This window comes from Pseudomonas sp. NyZ480 (genome assembly GCF_029537255.1).
Classification (GTDB): Bacteria; Pseudomonadota; Gammaproteobacteria; order Pseudomonadales; family Pseudomonadaceae; genus Aquipseudomonas; species Aquipseudomonas taiwanensis.
The window spans coordinates 3,306,927-3,325,345 of the sequence record NZ_CP120626.1 but is presented as its reverse complement, the minus strand read 5'-3'; the positions used below and the strand labels follow the sequence as shown (position 1 = coordinate 3,325,345).

16 protein-coding genes are annotated in these 18,419 nt (G+C 62.0%); 7 read left to right on the top strand and 9 right to left on the bottom strand.

Annotation, left to right across the window (positions count from 1 at the left end; all coding sequences use genetic code 11):
* Positions 1-66: 66 nt before the first annotated feature.
* The 5 genes from purB to P3R38_RS15235 form a co-directional block, all read right to left on the bottom strand.
* A complete protein-coding gene (purB, locus tag P3R38_RS15255; protein ID WP_104882355.1) occupies positions 67-1,437 on the bottom strand; it encodes an adenylosuccinate lyase in 1,371 nt (456 codons plus the stop codon).
* 238 nt (positions 1,438-1,675) lie between these two features.
* Positions 1,676-2,302 carry a high frequency lysogenization protein HflD gene (gene hflD, locus P3R38_RS15250; protein WP_023381100.1) on the bottom strand — a complete coding sequence of 209 codons (627 nt, stop codon included), beginning with the start codon at positions 2,300-2,302 and terminating at the stop codon, positions 1,676-1,678.
* On the bottom strand, positions 2,299-3,423 hold the full coding sequence (gene mnmA, locus P3R38_RS15245; RefSeq protein ID WP_027907077.1) for a tRNA 2-thiouridine(34) synthase MnmA: 1,125 nt from the start codon (positions 3,421-3,423) through the stop codon (positions 2,299-2,301). Before mnmA ends, hflD begins: the two co-directional genes overlap by 4 nt.
* Before the next feature lie 58 nt (positions 3,424-3,481).
* Positions 3,482-3,922 carry an NUDIX hydrolase gene (locus P3R38_RS15240; RefSeq protein WP_023381098.1) on the bottom strand — a complete coding sequence of 147 codons (441 nt, stop codon included), beginning with the start codon at positions 3,920-3,922 and terminating at the stop codon, positions 3,482-3,484.
* Between the two features lie 135 nt (positions 3,923-4,057).
* The gene (locus tag P3R38_RS15235; protein WP_023381097.1) at positions 4,058-6,283 is read right to left on the bottom strand and encodes an NADP-dependent isocitrate dehydrogenase; all 2,226 of its coding nucleotides are present in this window, start codon (positions 6,281-6,283) and stop codon (positions 4,058-4,060) included.
* Between the two features lie 511 nt (positions 6,284-6,794).
* Between P3R38_RS15235 and icd the strand changes: the two genes are divergently transcribed.
* On the top strand, positions 6,795-8,051 hold the full coding sequence (gene icd / locus P3R38_RS15230) for an NADP-dependent isocitrate dehydrogenase (RefSeq protein ID WP_023381096.1): 1,257 nt from the start codon (positions 6,795-6,797) through the stop codon (positions 8,049-8,051).
* A gap of 134 nt (positions 8,052-8,185) precedes the next feature.
* Here the strand turns inward: icd and cspD are convergent, their stop codons facing one another.
* Positions 8,186-8,443, bottom strand: coding sequence for a cold shock domain-containing protein CspD (cspD, locus tag P3R38_RS15225; protein ID WP_023381095.1), 258 nt, complete (start codon positions 8,441-8,443; stop codon positions 8,186-8,188).
* 230 nt (positions 8,444-8,673) lie between these two features.
* On the opposite strand from cspD, the gene clpS reads away from it, so the two are divergent.
* A complete protein-coding gene (gene clpS, locus P3R38_RS15220; RefSeq protein WP_013973290.1) occupies positions 8,674-9,036 on the top strand; it encodes an ATP-dependent Clp protease adapter ClpS in 363 nt (120 codons plus the stop codon).
* Between the two features lie 30 nt (positions 9,037-9,066).
* Entirely contained in the window at positions 9,067-11,337 is a 2,271-nt protein-coding gene (clpA, locus tag P3R38_RS15215; protein ID WP_023381094.1) for an ATP-dependent Clp protease ATP-binding subunit ClpA, read from the top strand.
* A gap of 83 nt (positions 11,338-11,420) precedes the next feature.
* On the opposite strand, the gene infA is transcribed toward clpA, so the two are convergent.
* The 3 genes from infA to aat form a co-directional block, all read right to left on the bottom strand.
* A complete protein-coding gene (gene infA / locus P3R38_RS15210) occupies positions 11,421-11,639 on the bottom strand; it encodes a translation initiation factor IF-1 (RefSeq protein ID WP_002553999.1) in 219 nt (72 codons plus the stop codon).
* 103 nt (positions 11,640-11,742) lie between these two features.
* On the bottom strand, positions 11,743-12,450 hold the full coding sequence (locus P3R38_RS15205; protein WP_023381093.1) for an arginyltransferase: 708 nt from the start codon (positions 12,448-12,450) through the stop codon (positions 11,743-11,745).
* 56 nt (positions 12,451-12,506) lie between these two features.
* The gene (gene aat / locus P3R38_RS15200) at positions 12,507-13,187 is read right to left on the bottom strand and encodes a leucyl/phenylalanyl-tRNA--protein transferase (protein WP_023381092.1); all 681 of its coding nucleotides are present in this window, start codon (positions 13,185-13,187) and stop codon (positions 12,507-12,509) included.
* A gap of 348 nt (positions 13,188-13,535) precedes the next feature.
* On the opposite strand from aat, the gene P3R38_RS15195 reads away from it, so the two are divergent.
* The 4 genes from P3R38_RS15195 (at position 13,536) to crcB (ending at position 18,392) form a co-directional block, all read left to right on the top strand.
* Entirely contained in the window at positions 13,536-15,998 is a 2,463-nt protein-coding gene (locus P3R38_RS15195) for a DNA translocase FtsK (RefSeq protein ID WP_277686357.1), read from the top strand.
* 61 nt (positions 15,999-16,059) lie between these two features.
* Positions 16,060-16,683 carry an outer membrane lipoprotein chaperone LolA gene (lolA, locus tag P3R38_RS15190; RefSeq protein ID WP_023381090.1) on the top strand — a complete coding sequence of 208 codons (624 nt, stop codon included), beginning with the start codon at positions 16,060-16,062 and terminating at the stop codon, positions 16,681-16,683.
* Between the two features lie 12 nt (positions 16,684-16,695).
* Positions 16,696-18,021, top strand: coding sequence for a replication-associated recombination protein A (locus P3R38_RS15185; protein ID WP_023381089.1), 1,326 nt, complete (start codon positions 16,696-16,698; stop codon positions 18,019-18,021).
* Entirely contained in the window at positions 18,018-18,392 is a 375-nt protein-coding gene (gene crcB / locus P3R38_RS15180; protein ID WP_023381088.1) for a fluoride efflux transporter CrcB, read from the top strand. Before P3R38_RS15185 ends, crcB begins: the two co-directional genes overlap by 4 nt.
* Positions 18,393-18,419 lie beyond the last annotated feature (27 nt).

The window sequence follows — 18,419 nt, the reverse complement described above, 5'->3', positions numbered from 1 at the left end:
AAAACGTAATTTTCGTACGGGAATAAAAACGCCCGGCCAAGCCGGGCGTTGTACGCGACGCTCAGCTTAGATGCGTTTGGCCTGGGCTGCCGCGTTGCCGATGTAGGTCGCCGGGGTCAGCTGCTTGAGCTCGGCCTTGGCTTCGGCTGGCATGTCCAGACCATCGATGAAGGTCAGCAGCGCTTCAGGCGTGATGCCCTTGCCACGGGTCAGCTCCTTGAGCTTCTCGTAGGGGTTCTCGATGTTGAAACGACGCATGACGGTCTGGATCGGCTCGGCCAGGACTTCCCAGCAGGCGTCCAGGTCGGCGGCGATGCGCTGGGTGTTGATTTCCAGCTTGCCGATACCTTTGAGGCTGGCCTCGTAGGCGATGACGCTGTGGGCGAAGCCCACGCCCAGGTTGCGCAGCACGGTGGAGTCGGTCAGGTCGCGCTGCCAGCGGGAGATTGGCAGTTTGCTGGCCAGGTGCTGGAACAGTGCGTTGGCAATACCCAGGTTGCCTTCGGAGTTCTCGAAGTCGATTGGGTTGACCTTGTGCGGCATGGTCGAGGAGCCGATTTCGCCAGCGACGGTCTTCTGCTTGAAGTAGCCCAGGGAGATGTAGCCCCAGACGTCACGGTCGAAGTCGATGAGGATGGTGTTGAAGCGAGCGATGGCGTCGAACAGCTCGGCGATGTAGTCGTGCGGCTCGATCTGGGTGGTATAGGGGTTGAACACCAGGCCCAGCTCGTCTTCGATGAAGGCGCGGGCGTTGGCTTCCCAGTCGATCTGCGAGTAGGCCGACAGGTGGGCGTTGTAGTTGCCCACGGCACCGTTGATCTTGCCCAGCAGCGGTACGGCGGCAACCTGGGCGATCTGGCGCTCCAGACGGTACACGACGTTGGCCAGCTCTTTGCCCAGGGTGGTCGGCGATGCCGGTTGGCCGTGGGTACGCGATAGCATAGGCACGTCGGCGTACTGATGAGCCAGGGCGCGGATGGCGTCGGCGATCTGACGCATCAGCGGCAGCAGCACTTCGTCACGACCGGCGCGCAGCATCAGGGCGTGGGACAGGTTGTTGATGTCCTCGCTGGTGCAGGCGAAGTGGATGAACTCGCTGACCTTGGCCAGCTCAGGCAGCTTGGCGGCCTGCTCCTTGAGGAGGTATTCGATCGCCTTGACGTCGTGGTTGGTGGTGCGCTCGATTTCCTTGACGCGCTCGGCGTGCTCGAGCTTGAAGTCGGTGGCCAGGCTGTCCAGCAGGGCGTTGGCTTCGGCGGAGAACGCCGGCACTTCGCCGATCTGCGGGTGGGCGGCCAGACGCTGGAGCCAGCGGACTTCGACCAGGGCGCGGAAACGGATGAGACCGTATTCGCTGAAAATAGGGCGCAGGGCCTGGGTTTTGCCGGCGTAACGGCCGTCTACAGGGGAAACCGCAGTGAGCGAAGAGAGCTGCATGGGGTGTTCTCGGACAGTCAGGCTTTTGGAAGGGCGCATATCATACATGAAAAATGCGCTCAGGTCGGGTGGCTGACCAAAGGTCAGGCCATTTATCAGGTGCGGCATTGCGTATTGCCTGTTCCGGCCCTCTCGCTGGCAAGTCAGCTCCCACAGGACTTGCACCGCGCTCGAGGCGAGTGCGGTTCCTGTGGGAGCTGGCTTGCCGGGATGAGGGCCGGAACGGTCAACCCCCCCCTCAGGAAGGGTTGCGCATCATGTCGTACAGTTCGTTCAGCAACTTGCGCCGGCTGAACACCAATTGCCAGCGGTGCCCGCCCAGCTGGCGCCACAGGCGCGCGGCGCGGATGCCAGCCAGCAGCAGGGCGCGGATTTTCGAGGCATTGCTGGCCTGCTGCAGGAAGCGCATGTCGCCATGCACCTGGATGCGCTGGCGCAGGGTGCTCAGAGTGTCCTGGTACAACGCGCCGCTGGAAGCGATGACGTTTTCGTGGACCAGGCCAAAATGCTCGGCCTGCGACTGGATCTGGGGCAAGCGGTTGCCGATGGTGTCGAGCAGGTCGCCGCGCTTGTTCAGCTGGCGCTCCAGGCCCAGCATCGACAGGGCATAGCGCAGGGGCTCGCGCTGCAGGCTGCTGGGGTCGCGCTCCAGGGCGCCGACCAGGGCGCGATAGCCATCGCGCAGGTTGAGGTCGTCGCCGCCGAACACTTCCAGGGTGTCCTTCGGGTCGCGGACCAGCAAGCTACCGATCATGCAGCCAATGTTGGCCTCGCTGGCCTGCCCGGTGCGGGCGATGCGGTCGACCAGCACCGCGGCCTGGAACACGCCGCCCAGGGCGACCAGTTGCTCCTGCAGGTTGCTCATGCGCGCGGGCTCCACGGCTCGGCGGTTTCGATCACACCGCCGCCGAGGCAGACCTCGCCGTCATAGAACACCACCGACTGGCCTGGAGTGACAGCCCGTTGCGGCTCGTCGAACACTGCGCGGTAGCCGGTCTCGGTGCGCTCCAGGGTGCATTGCTGGTCGCTCTGGCGGTAACGGACCTTGGCGGTGAGTTTACGCGGGCTGCTCAGGTCGATCGGGTTGACCCAGAAGATTTCCGAGGCGAGCAGGGCGCGGGAGAACAGCCACGGATGTTCGTTGCCCTGGCCCACCACCAGCACGTTGCGAGCCAGGTCCTTGTGCAGCACGTACCACGGCTCGTCGCCGGCATCTTTCAAGCCGCCGATTCCCAAGCCCTGGCGCTGGCCGATGGTGTGGTACATCAAGCCGTGATGGCGGCCGATCACCTCGCCTTCGGTGGTCTCGATATCGCCAGGCTGAGCGGGCAGGTACTGCTTGAGGAAGTCGCTGAAGCGGCGTTCGCCAATGAAGCAGATCCCGGTGGAGTCCTTTTTCTTGGCGGTGGCCAAGCCGTGTTTCTCGGCGATGGCACGGACTTCGGGCTTCTCCAGTTCGCCGACCGGGAACAGGGTGCGGGCAATTTCCTTGCCGCCGACCGCGTGCAGGAAGTAGCTCTGATCCTTGTTCGGGTCCAGGCCCTTGAGCAATTCGGTGAGGTCGCCGGTATCGCGGCGGCGCACGTAGTGGCCGGTGGCGATCAGGTCGGCCCCCAGGGAAAGGGCGTAGTCGAGGAACGCCTTGAACTTGATTTCGCGGTTGCAGAGGATGTCCGGGTTCGGCGTACGGCCGGCCTTGTACTCCTCGAGGAAATGCTCGAACACGTTGTCCCAGTATTCGGCGGCGAAGTTGGCGGTATGCAGCTTGATGCCGATACGGTCGCACACCGCCTGGGCGTCGGCCAGGTCTTCGCGGGCAGTGCAGTATTCGGTGCCGTCGTCTTCTTCCCAGTTCTTCATGAACAGACCTTCCACCTGATACCCCTGCTCCATGAGCAGAAGGGCGGAGACGGAAGAGTCCACGCCGCCGGACATGCCGACGATGACGCGGGTCTTGGCGGGGTCTTTGAGTGCTGGGCTGGTCATGGCTACCGATGTGTTTCAGGGGGAAAAGCGCCGATTCTATCAAACCCGCGCACGTACGTCAGTCACGCAGCAGGTCGAGGCTGTGCAGTGGTCCGGCCAGGTAGTCGTCGATGCAGCGTGGTACCAACTCGCTGCGCCAGCGCGTGGAGTCGGCCAGCAATTCTTCGCGGGTGAGCCAGACGGCGCGGACGATATCGCTGTCCAGCGCCAGGTCGGCGTGGTGGCGCACGGGGCGGGCGGCGAAGCAGATGCGCTGGTAGGTTACGCCGTTGCTCGGGGCGGTGTAGAGGTAGATGCCGACCACGCCGGTCAGCTCGACTTCCCAGGCGGTTTCCTCGAGGGTTTCGCGCAGGGCGGCCTGGGGTAGGGTCTCATTGGGTTCGAGGTGGCCAGCAGGCTGGTTGAAGACGTGCTGGCCGGCTTTGAATTCTTCGACGAGGAGGAACTTGCCTTCGTGCTCGACGATGGTGGCGACGGTGATGTGGGGTTGCCAGGTCATGGTGGGGTCCTTCGATCGTTGGGGCCGCTGCGCTGCCCTCGCCGGCAATCTGGCGCCTGCGGATTCTGGGTGTGTACCCGAAAAGCACAAACCCCGGTGCGTGGCCGGGGTTTGTGTGGTTACTTCAAGCGAGCCTTACAGGGCGGCAATGGCACTGTTCAGGGTCTGGCTTGGACGCATCACCTTGGCGGTCAGCTCGGCATCCGGGGCGTAGTAGCCACCGATGTCGGCCGGCTTGCCCTGAACGGCGTTGAGCTCGGCGACGATGGTCGCTTCGTTCTCGGTCAGGGTCTTGGCCAGCGGGGCGAAGCGCGCCTGCAGCGCAGCGTCGTCGGTCTGAGCGGCCAGGGCCTGGGCCCAGTACAGGGTCAGGTAGAAGTGGCTGCCGCGGTTGTCGATACCGCCGACTTTGCGCGATGGCGACTTGTTGGTGTCCAGGAACTTGCCGGTAGCTTGGTCCAGGGTGTTGGCCAGGACTTTGGCGCGCGGGTTGTCGTAGGTGTTGCCCAGGTGCTCCAGGGAAGCGGCCAGGGCCAGGAACTCACCCAGCGAGTCCCAGCGCAGGAAGTTCTCTTCGACCAGTTGCTGCACGTGTTTCGGAGCCGAACCACCGGCGCCGGTTTCGAACAGGCCGCCGCCGTTCATCAGCGGCACGATCGACAGCATCTTGGCACTGGTGCCCAGTTCCATGATCGGGAACAGGTCGGTCAGGTAGTCGCGCAGTACGTTACCGGTTACCGAGATGGTGTCCTTGCCTTCGCGGATGCGGGCCAGGGAGAACTTGATGGCGTCGACCGGAGCCAGGACGCGGATGTCCAGGCCGGAGGTGTCGTGGTCCTTCAGGTACTGTTGCACCTTCTCGATCATCACGCCGTCATGGGCGCGAGCCGGGTCCAGCCAGAACACCGCCGGGGTGTTGCTCAGGCGGGCGCGGTTGACGGCCAGCTTGACCCAGTCCTGGATCGGCGCGTCCTTGGTCTGGCACATGCGGAAGATGTCGCCAGCTTCGACGTTCTGTTCCAGAACGACGTTGCCCTTGCCATCGACCACGCGCACGACGCCGTCGGCCTTGATCTGGAAGGTCTTGTCGTGGGAACCGTATTCTTCGGCTTTCTGGGCCATCAGGCCGACGTTCGGTACGCTGCCCATGGTGGTCGGGTCGAAGGCACCGTTGGCCTTGCAGTCCTCGATCACGGCCTGGTAGATGCCAGCGTAGCAACGGTCCGGGATCACGGCCTTGGCGTCTTGCAGTTCGCCAGCGGTGTTCCACATCTTGCCCGAGTCGCGGATCATGGCCGGCATCGAAGCGTCGACGATGACGTCGCTCGGAACGTGCAGGTTGGTGATGCCTTTGTCGGAGTTGACCATCGCCAGGGCTGGGCGCACGGCGTACAGGGCCTGGATGTCGGCTTCGATCTCGGCTTGCTTCTCGGCGGGCAGGTCCTTGATGCGGGCGTACAGGTCACCGATGCCGTTGTTGGCGTTGAAGCCGACTTCGGCCAATGCGGTGGCGTGCTTGGTCAGCACGTCGTTGTAGAACTCTTCGACGATCACGCCGAACATGATCGGGTCGGAGACCTTCATCATGGTGGCTTTCAGGTGCACCGACAGCAGTACGCCGGAGGCCTTGGCATCGGCGATCTGTTCGGCGATGAAGGCTTTCAGGGCCTTGCGGCTCATGGTGGCGCAGTCGATGACCTCGGCGGCCTTGACCGCGGTCTTTTCTTTCAGGACGGTGGTGGTGCCGTCTTTGCCGACCAGCTCGATGCGCAGGCTGTCGTCAGCTTCGATCAGTGCGGCTTTCTCGCTGCCGTAGAAGTCGCCCTGGGTCATATGGGCAACATGCGACTTGGAGTCAGCGGCCCAGGCGCCCATCTTGTGCGGATGCTTGCGTGCGTAGTTCTTGACCGACAGCGGGGCGCGGCGGTCGGAGTTGCCTTCGCGCAGAACCGGGTTCACGGCGCTACCCTTGATGCGGTCGTAGCGGGCGCGGGATTCTTTCTCGGCTTCGGTGGCCGGCTCGTCGGCGTAGTCAGGGATGTTGAAGCCCTTGCCTTGCAGCTCCTTGATCGCGGCCTTGAGCTGCGGTACCGAGGCGCTGATGTTCGGCAGCTTGATGATGTTGGCTTCGGGGGTGGTGGCCAGCTGGCCCAGTTCCGCCAGGTGATCGCCTACCTGCTTCTCGGCGCCCAATTGCTCCGGGAAGGCTGCGAGGATACGGCCGGCCAGGGAGATGTCGCGGGTTTCGACGGCGATATCGGCCGATGCGGTGAACGCTTCGATGATCGGCAGCAGGGAATAGGTGGCGAGGGCGGGAGCTTCGTCGGTGAAGGTGTAGATGATCTTGGAACGGGTGGGCATGCGGGTTAACTCTCTATGTGCTGAGCGTACTCGAGTCTCGAGGTGCGCAGGGTAGGCGCATCGCCCTGGCAACGCCATGAGCGGATAGTCGAGAGGCTGCGAGCGGTGATGGTGGATGCATCAGTCGAGCGTCAAGTGCTGAGCTGCGGTAACAACCCAGGCTTAGTGGCCGTCGATGGCCAAGGGCGAGCCGCATTTTTCCAAGGGTTCGCCCCGATGACCCTACGGTCGCGCCGCAGTATACCAAACCATGCGGGCTATTCAGCAAGGCGAAGTGATATCTGCGCATTTATAAGACCAAAGACGTAGGGGCAATGTGGCGTGTTGCCGCAGGCTCGTACGGGGCCTGCAAGGCCGTGCGGTGCGGCGGATTTCTTGCGGGAAACGGGCTGCCCGGCGACGTGCCCTGTCTCGTCGACGCACGCGCAACGCCTTGCAGGTCAGCGGATGTGGTTTAGGCTCAGTGGATCGCATGATGTCCAATCACACCCGACAGCGGAGTAGTGCAAGCATGGGATACCAGAAAATCAAGGTTCCGACCGACGGCGCCAAGATCACCGTCAATGCCGACCATTCGCTTAACGTTCCCGACAACCCCATCATTCCTTACATCGAGGGCGACGGTATCGGCGTGGATGTCTCGCCGGTGATGATCAAGGTGGTCGATGCCGCCGTGCAGAAGGCCTATGGCGGCAAGCGCAAGATTGCCTGGATGGAAGTCTACGCCGGCGAAAAGGCGACCCAGGTCTACGATCAGGACACTTGGCTCCCCCAGGAAACCCTGGATGCGGTGCGCGATTACGTGGTGTCGATCAAGGGGCCGCTGACCACCCCGGTCGGTGGCGGCATCCGCTCGCTTAACGTGGCCTTGCGCCAGCAGCTTGACCTCTATGTATGCCTGCGCCCGGTGTTGTGGTTCCAGGGCGTGCCCAGCCCGGTCAAGAAGCCTGGCGATGTCGACATGGTGATCTTCCGTGAGAACTCCGAGGACATTTATGCCGGTATCGAATGGAAGGCTGGCTCGCCGGAAGCCAACAAGGTGATCAAGTTCCTCAAGGAGGAAATGGGCGTCACCAAGATCCGCTTCGACCAGGATTGCGGCATCGGCGTGAAGCCGGTCTCCAGGGAAGGTACCAAGCGTCTGGTGCGCAAGGCCTTGCAGTATGTGGTGGATAACGACCGTGAGTCGCTGACTCTGGTACACAAGGGCAACATCATGAAGTTCACCGAAGGGGCCTTCAAGGACTGGGGCTACGAAGTGGCACGGGACGAGTTCGGCGCCGAGCTGCTGGACGGCGGCCCATGGATGAAGTTCAAGAACCCCAAGACCGGCCGCGAAGTGATCGTCAAGGACGCCATCGCCGATGCCATGCTGCAACAGATCCTGTTGCGCCCGGCCGAGTACGACGTGATCGCCACGCTTAACCTCAATGGCGATTACCTCTCCGACGCCCTGGCGGCCGAGGTGGGCGGTATCGGTATCGCGCCGGGGGCCAATCTGTCGGATACCGTGGCCATGTTCGAAGCTACCCATGGCACTGCGCCGAAATATGCCGGGCAGGACAAAGTCAACCCAGGGTCCGTGATCCTTTCGGCCGAAATGATGCTGCGCCATATGGGCTGGACCGAGGCGGCCGACCTGATCATCAAGGGCACCAATGGCGCCATTGCGGCCAAGACCGTGACCTATGACTTCGAGCGCCTGATGGAGGGGGCGACGCTGGTGAGCAGCTCAGGTTTCGGTGATGAAATGATCAAGCACATGTAATGCTGTGCCCTGGGGGGCTGGGCTGCCGGCACCATCACCGGGCCGGCTCCTGCAGGGGGATGGTTAAATGAAAACCGGCCGCTTCCGTTCAAAGAAGCGGCCGGCTTGTTCGTCTACCGGCAGAGTAGGGTGCGTCAGGCATTCACGGTATCGTCGGTCGTGGTCTGTATGCCGGGTGAGGGGGTGGCGCCAGCGCTGCTGATGTTGGTCGCGTGCAAGCCTTTGGGGCCCTGGATGATCTCGAACGTCACGGCCTGTCCGGCCTTGAGCGTCTTGTAGCCGTCCATCTGGATCGCCGAATAGTGGGCGAACAGATCTTCGTCTTTGCCCTCCTCATTGATGAATCCATAGCCCTTGGCATTGTTGAACCACTTGACTTTACCGCTTGCCATCCCTATGTCCCTCTGCAAAGGACTCCATCACTGGAGTATCATCCACTTCATCCGCATACGAACCGTGCGAAAAATCTGGTTGACTGCGCGGATCTTTATCGACCACGGTGGGTTCTTATTGGTTGTAACACCGTTTTGCCGATAGTCAAGGTCAGCCGGCGCGTGCGCTGTTGGCGGCCTGTGCGGTCAACCCACAACCTTAACTTGTCGATCATGATGAAATTCTTTCCATGCATGCACCTAGTGAGATTCGACTAACATTCAATCAGGATCGCCCGCAATCGAATGAGGACGACGGCTCAGGTCTTGCGGTTCAGGAAGCCAAGCCGATCCTGCAGGCGCCACCGATGTACAAGGTGGTTTTGTTCAACGATGACTACACACCGATGGATTTCGTCGTCGAAGTGCTCGAAACGTTCTTCAATCTGAACCGCGAGCTGGCGACCAAGATCATGCTGACCGTCCATACCGAAGGGCGGGCAGTGTGCGGATTGTTTACCCGTGACATCGCCGAGACAAAGGCCATGCAGGTCAACCAATACGCCAGGGAAAGCCAGCATCCGCTACTCTGTGAAATCGAGAAGGACGGTTAATCGCCGACCACTTGGGTATGAGGTGAAGCTATGTTAAACCGCGAGCTCGAAGTCACCCTCAATCTGGCCTTCAAGGAGGCTCGTTCGAAGCGTCATGAGTTCATGACCGTCGAACACCTGCTGCTAGCACTCCTTGACAATGAGGCTGCCGCGACCGTTCTGCGCGCCTGTGGCGCGAATCTCGACAAACTCAAGCACGACCTGCAAGAGTTCATCGACTCCACGACACCCCTGATTCCGGTCAATGACGAAGATCGCGAAACTCAGCCGACCTTGGGCTTCCAGCGCGTTTTGCAGCGCGCCGTGTTCCATGTGCAAAGCTCGGGCAAGCGCGAAGTGACCGGTGCCAACGTGTTGGTGGCGATTTTCAGCGAACAGGAAAGCCAGGCAGTCTTTCTGCTCAAACAGCAGAGCGTGGCCCGGATCGATGTGGTCAATTACATCGCCCACGGCATCTCCAAGGTGCCGGGCCATGGTTCGCACACCGAGAACGACCAGGAAATGCAGGACGAAGAGGGCGGCGAAACGTCGGCCTCGGGCAACCCGCTGGATGCCTATGCCAGCAATCTGAACGAACTCGCCCGGGCCGGACGCATCGATCCGCTGGTAGGGCGTGAGCAGGAAGTCGAGCGCGTTGCGCAGATCCTCGCTCGCCGTCGCAAGAACAACCCGTTGCTGGTGGGTGAGGCGGGTGTCGGCAAGACCGCCATCGCCGAAGGCCTGGCCAAGCGCATCGTCGACGGCCAGGTGCCCGACCTGCTGGCGCAAAGCGTGGTGTATTCGCTAGACCTCGGTGCGCTGCTGGCCGGGACCAAATACCGCGGCGACTTCGAAAAACGCTTCAAGGCGTTGCTCGGCGAACTGCGCAAGCGTCCCCAGGCCATTCTGTTCATCGACGAAATTCACACCATCATCGGTGCCGGTGCGGCTTCGGGTGGGGTGATGGATGCATCCAACCTGCTCAAGCCGCTGTTGTCTTCGGGTGACATCCGCTGCATAGGCTCGACCACCTTCCAGGAATTCCGTGGCATCTTCGAGAAAGACCGTGCCTTGGCGCGGCGCTTCCAGAAAGTCGATGTCTCCGAGCCATCGGTCGAAGATACCGTGGGCATTCTGCGTGGCCTGAAAGGGCGCTTCGAAAGCCACCACAACATCGAGTACAGCGACGAAGCGCTGCGCGCCGCCGCCGAATTGGCCTCGCGCTACATCAATGACCGGCACATGCCGGACAAGGCCATCGACGTGATCGACGAGGCCGGCGCCTATCAGCGTCTGCAGCCGGAAGCCAACCGGGTCAAGCGCATCGATGTGCCGCAGGTCGAGGACATCGTCGCCAAAATCGCGCGTATTCCGCCCAAACACGTCACCAGCTCCGACAAGGAACTGCTACGCAACCTCGAGCGTGACCTGAAGCTGACCGTTTTCGGCCAGGATGCGGCGATCGACTCGCTCTCCACGGCCATCAAGCTGTCGCGGGCGGGCCTCAAGGCGCCGGACAAGCCAGTCGGCTCGTTCCTGTTCGCAGGTCCGACCGGTGTCGGCAAGACCGAAGTGGCGCGGCAATTGGCCAAGGCGCTGGGTGTCGAGCTGGTACGCTTCGATATGTCCGAGTACATGGAGCGCCACACCGTGTCGCGCCTGATCGGTGCGCCACCTGGCTATGTCGGGTTCGACCAGGGGGGGTTGCTGACCGAGGCGATTACCAAGCAGCCGCATTGCGTGTTGCTGCTCGATGAAATCGAGAAGGCCCACCCGGAAGTCTTCAACCTGCTGCTGCAGGTGATGGACCACGGCACGCTGACCGACAACAACGGGCGCAAGGCCGATTTCCGCAACGTGATTCTGATCATGACCACCAACGCCGGTGCAGAAACCGCTGCGCGGGCCTCGATCGGTTTCACGCACCAGGATCACTCATCCGACGCGATGGAAGTCATTCGCAAGAGCTTCACACCGGAGTTCCGCAACCGCCTGGACACCATCATCCAGTTCGGCCGCCTGAGCCACGAGACGATCAAGAGCATCGTCGACAAGTTCCTCATCGAACTGCAGGCGCAACTGGAGGACAAGCGTGTGCTGCTGGAAGTCAGCGATGCCGCTCGCGGCTGGCTGGCTACCACCGGCTACGATGTGCAGATGGGTGCGCGGCCGATGGCGCGGCTTATCCAGGACAAGATCAAGCGGCCGCTGGCCGAGGAGATCTTGTTTGGCGAGCTGGCCGAGCATGGCGGTGTCGTGCACATCGACCTGCGCGATGGCGAACTGGTGTTCGACTTCGAGACCACGGCAGAGGTGGCGTGAAAGCGGGGTCGCGCAGCGGCCCTTGCCAAACTGGCAGGTACAAAAAAGCCCGGCACATGGCCGGGCTTTTTCATGGCTTGAGCTTAGCGCGCACGGTAAGTGATGCGGCCCTTGCTCAGGTCGTATGGCGTCAGTTCGACGCGGACCTTGTCACCAGTCAGAATGCGAATGTAGTTCTTGCGCATCTTTCCGGAGATGTGCGCGGTTACGACGTGCCCGTTTTCCAACTCCACGCGGAACATGGTGTTGGGCAGGGTGTCGACGACAGTACCTTCCATTTCGAAGCTGTCTTCTTTCGACATGCAGTAAAGCCCTCGGTATCCAGTGTTGGCCCGACGCAATGACTGCACCGGGCAAAAAAGTGGCGTGGATTATGCCCGATAACTGTGTGTCAAGCCAATGCTTTCAGTTGAGGGTGACCCAGCGCTGATTGATCAGCAGCTCGATAGGGCGATATTGGGTCTTGTAGTTCATCTTCTTGCAGTTCTTTATCCAATACCCCAGGTAAACCGCTTCAAGGTTCTGGCGAAGCGCTTCGGTGATCTGCCAGAGGATGGCGTATCGGCCAAGGCTGCGGCGCTCTTCCTCAGGTTCGTAGAAGGTGTAAACGGCTGACAGACCGTTGGGTAGCAGGTCGCATACCGCCACAGCCAGCAAGCGTTCGCCCAGGCGGAATTCGTAGAACCAGCAAAAAGGCAGGTCGCGTACCAGGAAGGTGGAGAACTGGTCACGGCTCGGTGGGTACATGTCGCCATCGGCGTGTCGGGTTTCGATGTAGCGTCGGTACAGGTCGAAATACTCTTCCTTGAACGCCGGGCGCGCCGCGGTCACGGTCAAGTCTGCGTTGCGCTTCAGGATGCGCCGCTGCTGGCGATTGGGGAGGAAGCGGGCGGCAGGGATGCGCGCTGGCACGCAGGCATTGCAGTTCTGGCAATGGGGGCGATAGAGGTGGTCGCCGCTGCGACGAAACCCCATTTCCGACAGGTCGGCATAGACATGCACGTCCATCGGCTGGCTGGGATCGAGGAACAGCGTTGTCGCCTGCTCGTCCGGCAAGTAGCTGCAGGAGTGGGGTTGAGTGGCATAAAACTTCAACCGCGCCAGCTCTGTCATGATCAACCCCCTCGGTGAGACTTTGCTTTAAGTGTAAGCCAGCTGGCAGAACTCGCCTAGGGAACCCAGGTGGCGCTGTTGGGCTGGTCGAGGTGGCGGTTGAGGTAGCTTGCGAACTCGGCGCGGCTGATGGCGCGGGCGCCAAGGCTATGCAGGTGGTCGGTGGGCATCTGGCAGTCGATCAGCACGAATCCGGCCTGGCGCAGGTGGTTGACCAGCGTCACGAAACCGACCTTGGAGGCGTTGTCGGCACGGCTGAACATCGACTCCCCGAAAAACAGTCGACCCATGGCCAGGCCGTACAAGCCACCCACCAGCTCGCCGTTCTGGCGCACTTCCACCGAGTGCGCGATGCCGCGCCGGTGCAGTTCGCAGTAGGCGGCGCGCATGGTGTCGGTGATCCAGGTGCCGTCGGCATAATCCCGAGGTGCCGCGCAGGCGGCGATGACGGCAGGAAAGTCGGTGTCGAAACTCACCTGGTAGCGGCCTTGGCGCATCAGCTTGGCCAGGGACCTGGAGATGTGCAGCTCGTCTGGAAACAGCACCGTGCGGGGGTCGGGCGACCACCACAGGATCGGCTGGCCATCCTGGTACCACGGGAAGCAGCCATGTCGGTAAGCCTGGACCAGGCGCTCGGGGCTCAGGTCGCCACCGGCGGCCAGCAGGCCATTGGGGTCATGCAGGGCCTTTTCCAGGGGAGGGAAGGTGAGCGAGTCGCGGGTCAGCCAGGTCAGCATGGTCTATCGTGCGGTGGGGGAGGGGAGAGGGCAGCATGGCGCGCCAGGCGTATGGGGTCAATGCCAGCGCTGTCTGGCTGGGCTGCCGGTAATTTCCTACACATTCATGTTCCCATCGGCACCATCCACCACATTTGCTGTCACACCTGTGCAAAAACACAGCATAAGCCTTTGTCACGAAAGAAAATGCGTGCTCAAATTGCACCTATACGAAAGTCGCCCGCTAAGCCGGCCATACGGCGTGCCGCCATGGCGGCAGGCGGGCAGTAATGTTAAAAGTAGTGGTTCATTGGCCAGTGACCGGCCGATCACTATTGGACGCGCACCACGCGCAGGAATAGACGCGTTTTGAAGAAATCCACCGCAACTCCAGCCCCTTTGCCAGTGCCCCAGTGGCGGCAGCAGCTGCACTACCGCCTCAAGGAAGGTGCGTTGATCGCTGTCGGCGCCCTGTGCCTGTACCTGTGGATGGCCCTGCTGACCTACGACACCTCGGACCCGGGCTTCAGCCACACCAGCAACGTCGAGCAGGTGCAGAATGCCGCTGGGCGCGCCGGTGCCTACTTCGCCGACATCCTGTTCATGGTGCTGGGTTATTTCGCCTATATCTTCCCGCTGCTGCTGGCGATCAAGACCTGGCAGATCTTCCGTGAGCGCCACCAGCCCTGGCAGTGGAGCGGCTGGCTGTTCTCCTGGCGCCTGATCGGTTTGGTGTTCCTGGTGCTGTCCGGTGCGGCGCTGGCGCATATCCATTTCCATCCGCCCGAGAGCCTGCCGTTTTCCGCGGGTGGGGCCTTGGGCGAAAGCCTCGGCGACCTGGCGCGCAATCTGTTGAATGTGCAGGGCAGCACGCTGATGTTCATTGCCTTGTTCCTGTTCGGCCTGACCGTGTTCACCGACCTGTCGTGGTTCAAGGTGATGGACATGACCGGTAAGATCACCCTTGACCTGTTCGAGCTGGTGCAGGGCGCAGCCAATCGCTGGTGGGAAGCCCGCAACGAGCGCAAGCGCCTGGTGGCGCAACTGCGTGAGGTCGACGAGCCAGTCTTCGATGTGGCGCCGATGGCCGCCGAGAAGCGCGAGCCGGCCAAACCGCAGCAACCACAACCACAACCACAACCGCAACCGCGCGAGCGCAGCGTCGAACGCGACGAGACCCCGATTCGGCCCGTGCTGGCGCGTGAGCCCGCAGTGTCGCGCGAGCAGCCAACGGCACCGGTGATCATTGCGCCAACGCCGGCCAAGCCAGCAGAGCCGAGCAAGCGGGTGATGAAGGAAAAACAAGCGCCGTTGTTCGTCGACAGCGCCGTGGAAGGCACCTTGCCGTCGATTTCCATTCTCGACCCGGCCGAGCAGAAGAAGATCGAGTATTCGCCAGAGTCCCTGGCCGGTGTCGGCCAACTGCTGGAAATCAAGCTCAAGGAATTCGGCGTGGAAGTCTCGGTGGACTCGATCCACCCGGGCCCGGTCATTACCCGTTACGAAATTCAACCTGCGGCCGGGGTCAAGGTCAGCCGTATCGCCAACCTGGCAAAGGACCTGGCGCGTTCCCTGGCGGTAACCAGCGTGCGGGTGGTCGAAGTCATTCCTGGCAAGACTACCGTGGGTATCGAGATCCCCAACGAAAACCGGCAGATGGTGCGGTTCTCCGAGGTTCTCGCCACGCCGCAGTACGATGAGCAGAAGTCGCCGGTCACCCTGGCCCTGGGTCACGACATCGGCGGCAAGCCAGTGATCACCGACCTGGCCAAGATGCCACACCTGCTGGTGGCCGGTACCACCGGCTCCGGTAAGTCGGTCGGTGTGAACGCGATGATCCTGTCGATTCTGTTCAAGTCCAGCCCCGAAGACGCGCGGTTGATCATGATCGACCCGAAGATGCTTGAGCTGTCGATCTACGAAGGCATCCCGCACCTGCTGTGCCCGGTGGTCACCGACATGAAGGACGCCGCCAACGCCCTGCGCTGGAGCGTGGCCGAGATGGAGCGGCGCTACAAGCTGATGGCGGCCATGGGCGTGCGTAACCTGGCGGGCTTCAACCGCAAGATCAAGGACGCCCAGGAAGCCGGCGAAATCATCCATGACCCGCTGTACCGTCGCGAGAGCATGGACGACGAGCCACCAGCGCTGAAGACCCTGCCAACCATCGTGGTGATCGTCGACGAATTTGCCGACATGATGATGATCGTCGGCAAGAAGGTCGAAGAGCTGATCGCCCGTATTGCCCAGAAGGCACGTGCCGCGGGCATTCACCTGATCCTCGCGACCCAGCGCCCGTCGGTGGATGTGATCACCGGCTTGATCAAGGCCAACATTCCGACCCGCATGGCGTTCCAGGTATCGAGCAAGATCGACTCGCGGACGATCATCGACCAGGGTGGCGCCGAACAATTGCTGGGCCACGGCGACATGCTCTACATGCCTCCGGGCACTAGCCTGCCGATCCGCGTGCACGGTGCGTTCGTCTCCGACGATGAAGTGCATCGGGTGGTAGAGGCCTGGAAGCTCCGAGGGGCGCCGGACTACAACGACGACATCCTCAACGGCGTCGAAGAAGCCGGCAGCGGCTTCGAAGGCGGCGGCGGTGGCGGCGACGGTGACGATTCGGAAAGCGATGCCTTGTATGATGAGGCCGTGCAGTTCGTGCTCGAGAGCCGGCGCGCCTCCATTTCGGCGGTGCAGCGCAAGCTGAAGATCGGTTACAACCGTGCCGCGCGTATGATCGAAGCGATGGAAATGGCCGGTGTCGTCACCCCGATGAACAGCAACGGTTCCCGCGAAGTGATTGCCCCGGGCGGCCCACGCGATTGATCACACCTTGCCGGGTGCCAACGGTGGCATCCGGCCTATTCAATGCTCAATGAGGATTCCCATGCGCGCGATTCGCATGCTGTTGGTTTCTGCCCTTACCCTGGGCTCCCTGTCGGCTTACGCTGGTGAGCAGGATGTACAGCGTCTGACCCAATTGCTGGAGAAGTCCCAGACCATCGAGGCCAACTTCTCTCAGCTGACCCTGGATGCCAGTGGCACGAGCCTGCAGGAAACCAGCGGCAAGATGACGGTAAAACGTCCCGGCCTGTTCTACTGGCACACCGACGCACCCCAGGAGCAGGTGGTGGTTTCCGACGGCAAGAACGTCACCCTGTGGGACCCTGACCTTGAGCAGGCGACCATCAAGAAGCTCGACGTGCGCCTGAACCAGACCCCGGCGTTGCTGCTGTCCGGTGATGTGTCGAAGATCAGCCAGAGTTTCGACATCACCTCCAAGGAGCAGGGCGAAGTCATGGACTTCACCTTGAAGCCCAAGACCAAGGACACCCTGTTCGATTCCCTGCGTATTTCTTTCCGCAAGGGTTTGGTCAACGACATGCAACTGATCGACAGTGTCGGCCAGCGCACCAATATCCTGTTCAACGGGGTGAAGGCCAACCAGGCGGTGCCGGACAGCAAGTTCAAGTTCGACGTCCCGAAAGGCGCGGACGTCATCAAGGAGTAACCAGAGCCCGCCATGGACCTGTTTCGAAGCGAACCCGTCGCCCAGCCCCTGGCGGCCCGCCTGCGTCCGGCGAACCTGGACGAGTACGTCGGCCAGGAGCACCTGCTGGCGCGCGGCAAGCCGCTGCGCGAGGCGCTGGAGCAGGGTGCGTTGCACTCGATGATTTTCTGGGGACCGCCCGGGGTGGGCAAGACCACCCTGGCGCGGTTACTGGCGCAGTTCTGCGATGCTCATTTCGAAACGGTTTCCGCGGTGCTGGCCGGGGTCAAGGAGATCCGTCAGGCGGTTGAGGTGGCCAAGCAGCAGGCGGGGCAGTACGGTCGGCGCACCATCCTGTTCGTCGACGAGGTGCATCGCTTCAACAAGTCCCAACAGGACGCCTTCCTGCCATATGTGGAAGATGGCACGCTGATTTTCATCGGCGCTACCACTGAGAACCCGTCCTTCGAATTGAACAACGCCTTGCTGTCGCGGGCGCGGGTGTATGTGCTCAAGAGCCTTGACGAGCCGGCGTTGCGCAAGCTGGTTGACCGCGCGTTGAGTGAAGAGCGCGGCCTGGGCAAGCGCAACCTGCGGGTAGGCGACGATGCCTTCAAGATGCTGATGGCGGCCGCCGATGGCGATGGCCGACGCATGCTCAATTTCCTCGAAAACGCCTCGGACCTGGCAGAGGACGGTGGAGAGATCGGTGTCGACCTGCTGCAAAGCCTGCTCGGCGACAGCCGTCGCCGTTTCGACAAGGGCGGCGAGGCGTTCTACGACCAGATTTCGGCGCTGCACAAATCGGTGCGTGGTTCCAATCCCGACGCGGCCCTGTACTGGTTCGCGCGCATGCTCGACGGCGGCTGCGACCCGCTGTACATCGCACGCCGGGTGGTGCGCATGGCCAGTGAGGACATCGGCAACGCCGACCCTCGTGCGCTGAGCCTGTGCCTGGCGGCCTGGGATGTCCAGGAACGCCTGGGTAGTCCCGAGGGTGAGCTGGCGGTGGCGCAGGCCATCACCTACATTGCCTGCGCGCCAAAGAGCAACGCCGTCTACATGGGCTTCAAGACGGCGTTGCGTGAGGCCGCCGAGCATGGCTCGCTGGAGGTGCCGCTGCACCTGCGCAACGCGCCGACCAAGCTGATGAAACAACTGGGGTATGGCGAAGAGTACCGCTATGCCCATGACGAGCCGGATGCTTACGCCGCTGGTGAAGATTACTTCCCCGAGCAGCTTGAACCCCGCCAGTATTACCAGCCGGTGCCCCGCGGCCTGGAACTGAAAATCGGCGAAAAGCTTCGCCATCTGGCTGACCTGGATCGCAACAGCCCACGGCAGCGGAGAAAACCATGATCGCACTCATCGCCGCCGTCAGTGCGGGTGGCATCGCTGGCACACTGCTGCGCTTCGCCACCTCGAACTGGGTATCGGCCCACTGGCCACGGCACTTCTATCTCGGTACGCTGGCGGTCAACCTGGTAGGTTGCCTGCTGATCGGCCTGCTTTACGGCCTGTTCCTGCACAAGCCGCTGGCGCCGGTCGAGCTGCGCGCCGGGCTGATTGTCGGCTTCCTCGGCGGCCTTACAACTTTTTCCTCTTTCTCGCTCGATACCGTGCGCCTGATGGAAAGCGGGCAGGTACCGCTCGCCTTGGGCTATACCGGTATTAGCGTGATGGGGGGCTTGCTCGCAACCTGGGCCGGCCTGTCCCTGACTCGATTCTGAACCAACCTAAACATAACGAGAGAACGA

What these genes read in the sequence shown, in the direction of transcription:
- purB (WP_104882355.1), bottom strand. Translation starts at nt 1,437, where the DNA reads ATGCAGCTCTCTTCGCTCACTGCGGTTTCCCCTGTAGACGGCCGTTAC.
- hflD (WP_023381100.1), bottom strand. Translation starts at nt 2,302, where the DNA reads ATGAGCAACCTGCAGGAGCAACTGGTCGCCCTGGGCGGCGTGTTCCAG.
- mnmA (WP_027907077.1), bottom strand. Translation starts at nt 3,423, where the DNA reads ATGACCAGCCCAGCACTCAAAGACCCCGCCAAGACCCGCGTCATCGTC.
- P3R38_RS15240 (WP_023381098.1), bottom strand. Translation starts at nt 3,922, where the DNA reads ATGACCTGGCAACCCCACATCACCGTCGCCACCATCGTCGAGCACGAA.
- P3R38_RS15235 (WP_023381097.1), bottom strand. Translation starts at nt 6,283, where the DNA reads ATGCCCACCCGTTCCAAGATCATCTACACCTTCACCGACGAAGCTCCC.
- icd (WP_023381096.1), top strand. Translation starts at nt 6,795, where the DNA reads ATGGGATACCAGAAAATCAAGGTTCCGACCGACGGCGCCAAGATCACC.
- cspD (WP_023381095.1), bottom strand. Translation starts at nt 8,443, where the DNA reads ATGGCAAGCGGTAAAGTCAAGTGGTTCAACAATGCCAAGGGCTATGGA.
- clpS (WP_013973290.1), top strand. Translation starts at nt 8,674, where the DNA reads ATGCATGCACCTAGTGAGATTCGACTAACATTCAATCAGGATCGCCCG.
- clpA (WP_023381094.1), top strand. Translation starts at nt 9,067, where the DNA reads ATGTTAAACCGCGAGCTCGAAGTCACCCTCAATCTGGCCTTCAAGGAG.
- infA (WP_002553999.1), bottom strand. Translation starts at nt 11,639, where the DNA reads ATGTCGAAAGAAGACAGCTTCGAAATGGAAGGTACTGTCGTCGACACC.
- P3R38_RS15205 (WP_023381093.1), bottom strand. Translation starts at nt 12,450, where the DNA reads ATGACAGAGCTGGCGCGGTTGAAGTTTTATGCCACTCAACCCCACTCC.
- aat (WP_023381092.1), bottom strand. Translation starts at nt 13,187, where the DNA reads ATGCTGACCTGGCTGACCCGCGACTCGCTCACCTTCCCTCCCCTGGAA.
- lolA (WP_023381090.1), top strand. Translation starts at nt 16,060, where the DNA reads ATGCGCGCGATTCGCATGCTGTTGGTTTCTGCCCTTACCCTGGGCTCC.
- P3R38_RS15185 (WP_023381089.1), top strand. Translation starts at nt 16,696, where the DNA reads ATGGACCTGTTTCGAAGCGAACCCGTCGCCCAGCCCCTGGCGGCCCGC.
- crcB (WP_023381088.1), top strand. Translation starts at nt 18,018, where the DNA reads ATGATCGCACTCATCGCCGCCGTCAGTGCGGGTGGCATCGCTGGCACA.